Raw genomic sequence first — 8,360 nt, 5'->3', positions numbered from 1 at the left:
GGCGGTACCCGGAGAGTTCCGGGTACCGCCCTCGCTGCTTGCCGGAGGCCTTACTTGCCCTTGGCGGCTTCCTTGAGCTTCGAGCCCGCGGAGACCTTGACGCTGTAACCGGCCGGGATGTTGATCGGCTCGCCGGTCTGCGGGTTACGAGCGGTGCGAGCGGCACGGTGGGTGCGCTCGAAGGTCAGGAAGCCGGGGATGGTGACCTTCTCGTCGCCCTTGGCAACGATCTCGCCGACGGTCTCGGCGAACGCGGCCAGCACGGCGTCGGCGTCCTTGCGGGTCACCTCGGCGCGGTCGGCCAGCGCGGCCACCAGCTCACTGCGGTTCATTTTTGTACTCCCGTGTTCTTCTTGCCGTTGAGGCGTGCCACGCGGTCGGGCCGCGTGTGGGGCAACAGCGAAGCCGATGCTGCCAGGGTCTCGGTCAGGCCCAGGACCCGGGGTCCGTTTAAGTCCGGACCCTCGCGCCTGTGGGGGCGCCCCCTGGACGAAGTCCTTGGGGAAGCATCCTGCCCCCACCAGCGGCGGTAAAGCCAATCCGGCACCCGTGGGGGTCACACGGACAGTGTCCGGGGCCTGCTCCCCGGACACCCTAGAGGCCCCAAGGGGCGCGTCTTCCGCGACGCGCCGGAATTCAGGCCCCCGTGGCCCCGGTCACAGCGCTGCCCGCCGCCTCAGGGCCGTGTCGGCGGCCCCTGCCGGGAAGCGCGGGGCTGGGCACGCACATCTGCTGCGATGAGAGGTCAGCGCCCGCTGTCGCCGACCGGGGCCGCCGACACGGCCTTGGCGGCTGTGCGGACCGCCCCGGCGACCGCGCCCGCGACCTTGTCGTTGAAGACGCTGGGGATGATGTAGTTCGGGTTGAGCTCGTCCTCGCTGACCACATCGGCCAGGGCCGCCGCGGCGGCGAGCATCATCTCCGTGTTGACCGTGCGCGACTGGGCGTCGAGCAGGCCGCGGAAGACGCCCGGGAAGACCAGCACGTTGTTGATCTGGTTCGGGAAGTCGGAGCGGCCCGTGGCCACGACCGCCGCCGTCTGGCGGGCGACCGCCGGGTCGACCTCCGGGTCCGGGTTCGCGAGTGCGAACACGATGGCGCCCTCGGCCATGGCGGCGACGTCGTCCCCGTTGAGCACGTTGGGGGCGGAGACGCCGATGAAGACGTCGGCGCCGACCACGGCCTCCTTGAGGGTGCCCGTGAGGCCCTCGGGGTTGGTGTTGTCGGCGATCCAGCGCAGCGGCGAGTCGCTCGCGGCGTCCACCAGGTCGGCGCGGTCGGCGTGCACGACGCCGTGGATGTCGGCCACGACCGCGTTCTTCACACCGGCGGCCAGCAGGAGCTTGAGGATGGCGGTGCCGGCCGCGCCGGCGCCGGACATCACGACGCGGATGTCGCCGATGGCCTTGCCCGCGACCCGCAGGGCGTTCGTGAGCGCGGCGAGGACGACGATGGCGGTGCCGTGCTGGTCGTCGTGGAAGACGGGGATGTCGAGGGCCTCGCGCAGGCGGGCCTCGATCTCGAAGCAGCGCGGCGCGGAGATGTCCTCGAGGTTGATGCCCGCGAAGCCGGGGGCGATCGCCTTGACGATCTCGACGATGGCGTCGGTGTCCTGGGTGTCCAGGCAGATCGGCCAGGCATCGATGTCGGCGAAGCGCTTGAAGAGGGCCGCCTTGCCCTCCATGACGGGCATCGCGGCCATCGGGCCGATGTTGCCGAGGCCGAGGACGGCGGAGCCGTCCGTCACGACCGCAACCGTGTTCCGCTTGATGGTCAGGCGGCGGGCGTCCTCGGGGTTCTCCGCGATCGCCATGCAGACGCGGGCGACACCGGGCGTGTAGACCATGGACAGGTCGTCACGGTTGCGGATGGGGTGTTTGGACTGCATCTCGATCTTGCCGCCGAGGTGCATGAGGAACGTACGGTCGGACACCTTGCCGAGCGTGACGCCCTCGATGCCGCGCAGTTCCTCGACGATCTCGTCCGCGTGGGCGGTCGAGGTCGCCGCGATCGTGACGTCGATCCGGAGCTTCTCGTGGCCGGAGGCGGTGACGTCGAGGCCGGTCACCGAGCCTCCGGAGGACTCCACGGCCGTGGTGAGCTGCGAGACGGCGGTTCCGCTCGCGGGCACCTCCAGTCGGACCGTCATCGAGTAGGAGACGCTGGGCGCCGTAGCCATGGCCGACTTCCTCTGCTTTCACCGTGTAGCTGTTGCCGTCCGATGGTCGCACCTACCGGCGAGTACGTGGTAGCCGCATCGGATTCTGAACCTTGTGTTCATCCTTCTTTCGGAAAACAGTTTCCACCATACGAGAAGTTGGCCAGGACCGGAAGAGGCCGGGGAAAAACAGGAAGAGGCCCACATCACTCTTGTGATGTGGGCCTCTTCGGACGCCTACGACACCGACCCGCCATGCTCGCCTCGCGGCAAGTGGTCCCTCTGAGGGACGAAGGTTGGGCCCGGGGGCTTGGATCGAGCCGGTGCCGTCATCAACGGTAACACCGGTTCTCGATGACACAAGGGTCAGTCCCGCAGCAGGTCGGGCACCCCGTTCGCGTCCGGTTCGTCACGCTCTCCGGACACCACGGTGAGCTGCTGCGTGGCCCGGGTCAGCGCCACGTAGAGCACCCGCAGACCGGCCGGCGACTCGTCGGCGATCTCCGCCGGGGACACCACGACCGTCGCGTCGTACTCCAGGCCCTTGGCCTCCAGCGAGCCGAGCGCGACGACCCGCTCGCCGAGCCCCGACAGCCAGCGCGCCGCCTCCGCCCGCCGGTTCATCGCCACGACCACGCCGACCGTGCCGTCCACCCGCTCGAGGAGCCGCGCCGCCTCCTCGCGGACGGTCTCCCCCAGCCGGTCCCGTACCACCGCGAAGCGCGGCTCCACCCCCGTCGAGCGGACCGCCGACGGGGACTTGGAGCCCGGCATCGCGAGGGCCAGCACCTTGGCCGCCAGCTCCGCGATCTCGGACGGGTTGCGGTAGTTGACCGTGAGCGTGAAGCGGCGGCGCGGGCGGGTGCCGAGCGCCTCGTCGCGGGCCTCCGCGGCCTCGTCCGGGTCGGACCAGGACGACTGGGCCGGGTCGCCGACGACGGTCCAGGTGGCGTGCCGGCCGCGCCGGCCCACCATCCGCCACTGCATCGGCGTGAGGTCCTGGGCCTCGTCGACGATGACGTGGGCGTACTCGGTGCGCTCCTGGGCGAGGCGCTCGGCGCGCTCGCGCTGCGACTCCTCGCGCTGCGGCATCAGCTCCTCGAGGCCGGTGAGCTGGTCGAGCGGGTCGTACTCGCGCTTCTTCTTCGGGCGCGCCGGGGTGCCCAGGATCGCGGTCAGCTCGTCGAGGAGCGCCACGTCGTGGACCGACAGCGCGTCGCGGCGCAGCGAGCGGGCCAGTCTGCGGACCTCTCCCGGGTTCAGGATCCGCCGGGCCCAGCGGGCAAGGCGCCTCTCGTCGGACATGGCCGTGAGGACCCCGCGCGGGGTCAGCTCGGGCCACCACGCGTCGAGGAAGGCGATGAACGCGTCCTCGCTCGTGATGTCCTCGTCGAAGGAGGAGCGCAGCTCGGCGGCGAGCTCCGGGTCGCTGTGCCGGCCGGCCGCACCGGACTGGTCCCACAGCGCGTCCAGGAGCAGCCGCCGGGCGCGCGGGCGCAGGTGGTTGACCGGGGCGGTGCCGCTGAGGGCGGTGTGGCGGATGCGGTTCAGCTGCCCCGCCTCCAGTTCGAGGCGGCGGCCGAACGCGACGACCCGGAGCCGGTCCGGGGTGCCCGGGACCACCGGGGTCTCGTCGTCCCCGAAGGCCAGTTGCCCGTCACCGGAACCGCCCGGACGGCCGCCCGGGGCACCGGACCCGCCGGACTCCAGCGCGCCCCGGGCCGCCTTGCGGAGCACCTTGAGCATGCGTGAGGAGCCCTTGACGCGGGCGACGGCCGGGCTGTCGTACTCCGTGGCCTCCGCGCCGTCGACGAGGGAGCCGACCGCGCGGATCGCGACCTGCCCCTCCTCGCCGAGCGAGGGCAGCACGCCCTCCGTGTAGGCGACGAGCAGCGGGGTCGGCGAGACGATCAGGATGCCGCCCGCGTAGCGCCGCCGGTCCTGGTAGAGCAGGTACGCGGCGCGGTGCAGGGCGACGGCCGTCTTGCCGGTGCCGGGCCCGCCCTCCACGTACGTCACGGACGCGGCGGGGGCACGGATGACCAGGTCCTGCTCGGCCTGGATGGAGGCGACGATGTCGCGCATCGTGTGGCTGCGGGCCTGGCCGAGCGCGGCCATGAGCGCGCCGTCGCCGATCGCGGGCAGCGGCCGGCCGTCCAGGAAGGCGGTCAGCTCGGGGCGCATCAGGTCGTCCTCGACGCCGAGGACCTTGCGGCCCTTGGAGCGGATGACGCGGCGGCGCACGACACGGCCCGGGTCGACCGGCGTGGACCGGTAGAACGGGGCGGCGGCCGGGGCGCGCCAGTCGATGACGAGCGGCGAGTAGTCGGCGTCGAGCACGCCGATGCGGCCGATGTGCAGGGTCTCGGCGATGTCCGCCGTGTTGTCCTCGCGGACGGCGCCCTCGGCGGGCTCGACGGCGGTGTAGGCGCCGTCGGGGCCCTTCTTGCCGTCCTTGCCGAGCAGCAGGTCGATGCGGCCGAAGAGGAAGTCCTCGAACTCGTTGTTGAGCCGGTTGAGGTGGATGCCCGCGCGGAAGACCTGGGCGTCGCGCTCGGCGAGGGCGCCGGGCGTGCCGACCTGCCCGCGCTTGGCGGCGTCGTCCATCAGGAACTCCGCCTCGTGGATCTTCTCCTCGAGGCGTCGGTACACCGCGTCGAGGTGTTCCTGTTCGACGCCGATCTCGCGGTCACGGACCGAGTCGGCACTCGTGCCGTGCGACGCGCGGGACGCGTCCACCGCTGAATCGTGTGGAGCCTGAGCGGCCACCGGGCCCCCCTTCTGACGTGCTGGGCAGCCGTCAAAGGTACGCGAAAGGGGACCCGTGCGGCTACGTGCGCGCCGCCTCGGACGTCACCGGCTCAGGCGTCCACCTCCACGAGCCGTTTCCCGTCGAGCGTCTCGACCTCGAAGTGGTCGATCTGGTCGCGGTCGAACGCGGCGCCGCCGTGCACGTACAACGGGTATTTGGCGCTGTCGTGGGCGCTGCCGGGGATGCCGTAGCCCCACTTCGGCACGGCCCAGGTGGTGACGGTCTCCCGCTCGCCGTTCTTGCCGACGGCGATGAGCGAGCACTTCAGCGGGCCCTTGACGTTCTTGAGCTCCAGGACGGTGTGGGTGCCCCAGGCCTTCTTCTCCATGCCGATCGTGGCGGTGACGTCCGTGCCCGCGTCGGTGGCCTCGATCTTCTCGTCCATGTGGTGGAAGAAGGCGTCCTCGGCGGGGCTCGTCGGGTGCGGTTCCGCGACGGCGGGCGGGCGTCCGGAGTCGTCGCCGGTGACCGCCATGACGGTGAGCGGGCCGCCGATGACCAGGGCCGCGGCGGCCGCGACCAGGTACAGGCCCCGGCGGCGCCGACCCGCGCGACGGCGGGCCACCTCCTCCACCAGGGATTCCGCGAGCCGGGGCCCGGGGCGCGCGGCGAGGGCCTCGCCGATGTCCGGGGTGCCGCCTCCGGCGGGCAGGTCGGCGAGCGCGGCGAGCATCGGCTCCATGCCCGCGAACTCCTCCAGTTGCTGCGCGCACCGCTCGCAGGTCGCCAGGTGCGCCTCGAACGCGGTCGCCTCCGCGCCGTCGAGCACGCCGAGTGCGTAGGCGCCGACCGTCTCGTGCACATCGCCGGCCGGGTCGTGGCCGTAGGGTCCGTACGCCGAGGTCATGCCGTCACCCCCCGTTCCTGCAGCGCCAGCTTCATCGAGCGCAGCGCGTAGAAGACGCGGGAGCGCACCGTGCCGCTGGGTATGCCGAGCGTCTCGGCCGCCTCGTTGACCGTACGCCCCTTGAAGTACGTCTCGACGAGCACTTCGCGGTGGGCGGGGGTGAGGTCCTCCAGGGCGTCGGACAGCGTCATCAGCCACAGTGCCTTGTCGATCTCGTCCTCCGCGGGGATGACCTCCAGCGGCGACGCGTCGACCTCCTGCGGCCGGGCCTGCCGGCTGCGGTGGTTGTCGATGACGATGCGCCGGGCGACCGTCACCAGCCAGGGGCGGACCGAACCGGTCGCACGATTGAGCTGACCGGCGTTCTTCCAGGCGCGGATGAGCGTCTCCTGCACGACGTCCTCGGCGCGCTGCCGGTCCCCCGCGACCAGCCGGAGCACGTACGCGAGTAGCGGGCGCGCGTGCTCGGCGTACAGCGCGCGCATCAGCTCCTCGTCGAGCGAGGGCGGCTGGGACGCACGATGTCGGGCCCGCGCAGGGCGTTCATCGGCCACGGCGGAATCCTTGCGCACGCCCACCTCCGGTGTCACCGCTTCGACGTCACCAGAGAGATACGCGGCCGGGGCCCCAGATGTTCAACGGGCGCTCAGGCCCGGGACAGGGCCGCCGCTCTGCGCCGGTGCCGGGCCACCCGCTCGCGGTTGCCGCACACCTCGCTGGAGCACCAGCGGCGGCGCCGGCCGCGGGAGGTGTCGAGGTAGATCAGCGGGCAGTTGTCGCCCTCGCACTGGCGCAGGGCGCCGCGGGCGGCCGGATCGGTGAGCAGGTCGACGGCGTCCCGGGCGACGGCGGCGAGGAGCGCGGCGCAGCCGGGTTCGGTCTGGAGCGAGCGGACCAGGCTGCCGTCGCCGGAGCGCACCGCGCAGGGGGCGGGCGGGGCGGCGCGGGCCAGCAGGTTGATCCGTTCCAGGGAGCCGGGCGTGGGCCGGCCCGCGAGCTCTCCGCGCACCAGGCGGCCGACGTGGCCGCGCAGTTCGCGGAACGCGGGCAGCCAGGCCGGGACGCAGGAGGGCAGTGCGGCGCCTTCGGGAACCAGGCCCGCACCGGCCAGCCAGGCGCGCAGCCGGTCGGGCGAGGTCAGGCGTTCGTCGGGGTGCGCGGTGGCGACGAGATCCAGGCAGAGACGTCCGGCGTCGAACCGCAGCTCGTGGTGGGGGACGGGAATGGACGGGCGGGACCCTGGGGGTACAGCGGCCATGTCCTCTACAGTGCCCGCCCCGGGCCTACTTGGGAATGTGGGCGGGCGGATCGTCGTGCAGGATCCGCTGGAACAGCACGTGGTCGCGCCACCGGCCCGCGATGTGCAGGTACCGCGGCGCGAGCCCGTAGCGCTCGAACCCGCACTTGGCGAGGACACGCTGCGAGGCCTCGTTGTCGGTGAGCGTGCCGGCCTCCAGGCGGTGCAGGCCCAGCTCGTCGCGGGCGGCCCGCGCCACCTCCTCGACGGCGGCGGGGATCAGCCCGCGCCCCCGGTACTCCCCGTCCACCCAGTACCCCAGGCTGGCGCTGCACAGCGGCCCGAGCACGATCCCGGTCAGCATGACCCGGCCCACGATCCGCTCCCCGTCGACCAGCACCCAGGTCGCGCTCTGCGGCTGCGTGATCCGCTCCGCCTGGGCCGCGGCCGTGTAGTACCCGGCGTCCCGGTACGGCTCGGTCGCCGCGAGGTGCGCCTTGTTGCGGATCTGCGCGTCGGCGAGCGCCTGCGCGTCGGAGAGGACGGCACGGCGCAGGGTGATGTCGGGGGTGATCGCTATGGGCGGCATGCGCGTACGGTACGCGGCCGCGTGGACGCTCGCGTATGCGCCCGCGCGGCTCGGCGATGTCCGGCGCGGCCCGGCCCGCCTTGACTGGAGGCATGACACAGACAACGGGTTCCGTCAGGCGCGCAGGGCGACTCGACGGGTGGGTGCTGGGGGCGGCGACCGTCGCCACGGGGCTGGTCGCCGGGTCGTTCTACGTGTTCGGCTGCGCCGTGATGCCGGCGCTGGCGCGCAGCGGCGACCGTACGTTCATCGAGGTCATGCAGAACATCAACGCGGTGATCCAGAACCCGGTGTTCTTCCTGGGCTTCCTCGGGGCGCTCGCCCTGACGGGGGTCGCGGGCTGGCGGCTCCGGGCCGCCGCCGGGGTACGGGGCTGGGTGTGGGCGGGGCTGGTCCTGTACGGGCTGGCGTTCGTGCTGACCTCGGCGCTGAACGTGCCCCTGAACGACGCGCTCGCCGCGGCGGGCCCGCCCTCTCGCATCCCGGACCCCGCCCGGGTCCGGGGGGACTTCGAGGGTCCCTGGGTGACCTGGAACGTGGTGCGGGCGGTGCTCTGCACGGGGGCGCTGGGCTGCCTGGTCCGTGCCCTCAGGTGAGTGCCTCGCAAGGCGGTCGTCCGGCTGCTGCGCCGTCGTGGCTGGTCGCGCAGTTCCCCGCGCCCCTGAAATGCCTGCCCTTCGGGCGCATTTCCCCGATGAGGCGCAGCCTCATCAGGGG

The 8,360-nt window shown here is 72.5% G+C and carries 8 protein-coding genes; 1 reads left to right on the top strand and 7 read right to left on the bottom strand.

Annotation, left to right across the window (positions count from 1 at the left end; genetic code table 11):
- Positions 1-50: 50 nt before the first annotated feature.
- From ACFW9D_RS36835 to ACFW9D_RS36805, 7 genes are all read right to left on the bottom strand, one after another.
- Entirely contained in the window at positions 51-332 is a 282-nt protein-coding gene (locus tag ACFW9D_RS36835) for an HU family DNA-binding protein (protein WP_016645140.1), read from the bottom strand.
- A 413-nt stretch (positions 333-745) separates the two neighbouring features.
- On the bottom strand, positions 746-2,179 hold the full coding sequence (locus ACFW9D_RS36830; RefSeq protein WP_188338616.1) for an NAD-dependent malic enzyme: 1,434 nt from the start codon (positions 2,177-2,179) through the stop codon (positions 746-748).
- 345 nt (positions 2,180-2,524) lie between these two features.
- Positions 2,525-4,897, bottom strand: a complete 2,373-nt coding sequence (locus ACFW9D_RS36825) for a HelD family protein (RefSeq protein WP_384629682.1) — start codon at positions 4,895-4,897, stop codon at positions 2,525-2,527.
- 122 nt (positions 4,898-5,019) lie between these two features.
- Positions 5,020-5,817, bottom strand: a complete 798-nt coding sequence (locus ACFW9D_RS36820; protein WP_384629679.1) for a zf-HC2 domain-containing protein — start codon at positions 5,815-5,817, stop codon at positions 5,020-5,022.
- A complete protein-coding gene (locus ACFW9D_RS36815; RefSeq protein WP_188341530.1) occupies positions 5,814-6,395 on the bottom strand; it encodes a sigma-70 family RNA polymerase sigma factor in 582 nt (193 codons plus the stop codon). The genes ACFW9D_RS36820 and ACFW9D_RS36815 overlap by 4 nt, the downstream gene beginning before the upstream one ends.
- A gap of 68 nt (positions 6,396-6,463) precedes the next feature.
- The gene (locus ACFW9D_RS36810) at positions 6,464-7,075 is read right to left on the bottom strand and encodes a CGNR zinc finger domain-containing protein (protein WP_384629676.1); all 612 of its coding nucleotides are present in this window, start codon (positions 7,073-7,075) and stop codon (positions 6,464-6,466) included.
- Positions 7,076-7,100: 25 nt separating this feature from the next.
- A complete protein-coding gene (locus ACFW9D_RS36805) occupies positions 7,101-7,643 on the bottom strand; it encodes a GNAT family N-acetyltransferase (RefSeq protein WP_384629673.1) in 543 nt (180 codons plus the stop codon).
- Between the two features lie 92 nt (positions 7,644-7,735).
- On the opposite strand from ACFW9D_RS36805, the gene ACFW9D_RS36800 reads away from it, so the two are divergent.
- Positions 7,736-8,239: a DUF1772 domain-containing protein gene (locus ACFW9D_RS36800; protein WP_384629670.1), complete on the top strand. Its 504-nt coding sequence runs from the start codon at positions 7,736-7,738 to the stop codon at positions 8,237-8,239.
- The last annotated feature ends 121 nt before the right edge of the window (positions 8,240-8,360 follow it).

This window comes from Streptomyces sp. NPDC059524, assembly GCF_042749255.1.
Taxonomy (GTDB): domain Bacteria; phylum Actinomycetota; class Actinomycetes; order Streptomycetales; family Streptomycetaceae; genus Streptomyces; species Streptomyces xanthii.
This window is presented reverse-complemented; position numbering and strand designations above follow the sequence as displayed.

Coding starts and splice junctions, on each gene's coding strand:
- ACFW9D_RS36835 (WP_016645140.1), bottom strand. CDS start 332: ATGAACCGCAGTGAGCTGGTGGCCGCGCTGGCCGACCGCGCCGAGGTG.
- ACFW9D_RS36810 (WP_384629676.1), bottom strand. CDS start 7,075: ATGGCCGCTGTACCCCCAGGGTCCCGCCCGTCCATTCCCGTCCCCCAC.
- ACFW9D_RS36800 (WP_384629670.1), top strand. CDS start 7,736: ATGACACAGACAACGGGTTCCGTCAGGCGCGCAGGGCGACTCGACGGG.
- ACFW9D_RS36830 (WP_188338616.1), bottom strand. CDS start 2,179: ATGGCTACGGCGCCCAGCGTCTCCTACTCGATGACGGTCCGACTGGAG.
- ACFW9D_RS36820 (WP_384629679.1), bottom strand. CDS start 5,817: ATGACCTCGGCGTACGGACCCTACGGCCACGACCCGGCCGGCGATGTG.
- ACFW9D_RS36805 (WP_384629673.1), bottom strand. CDS start 7,643: ATGCCGCCCATAGCGATCACCCCCGACATCACCCTGCGCCGTGCCGTC.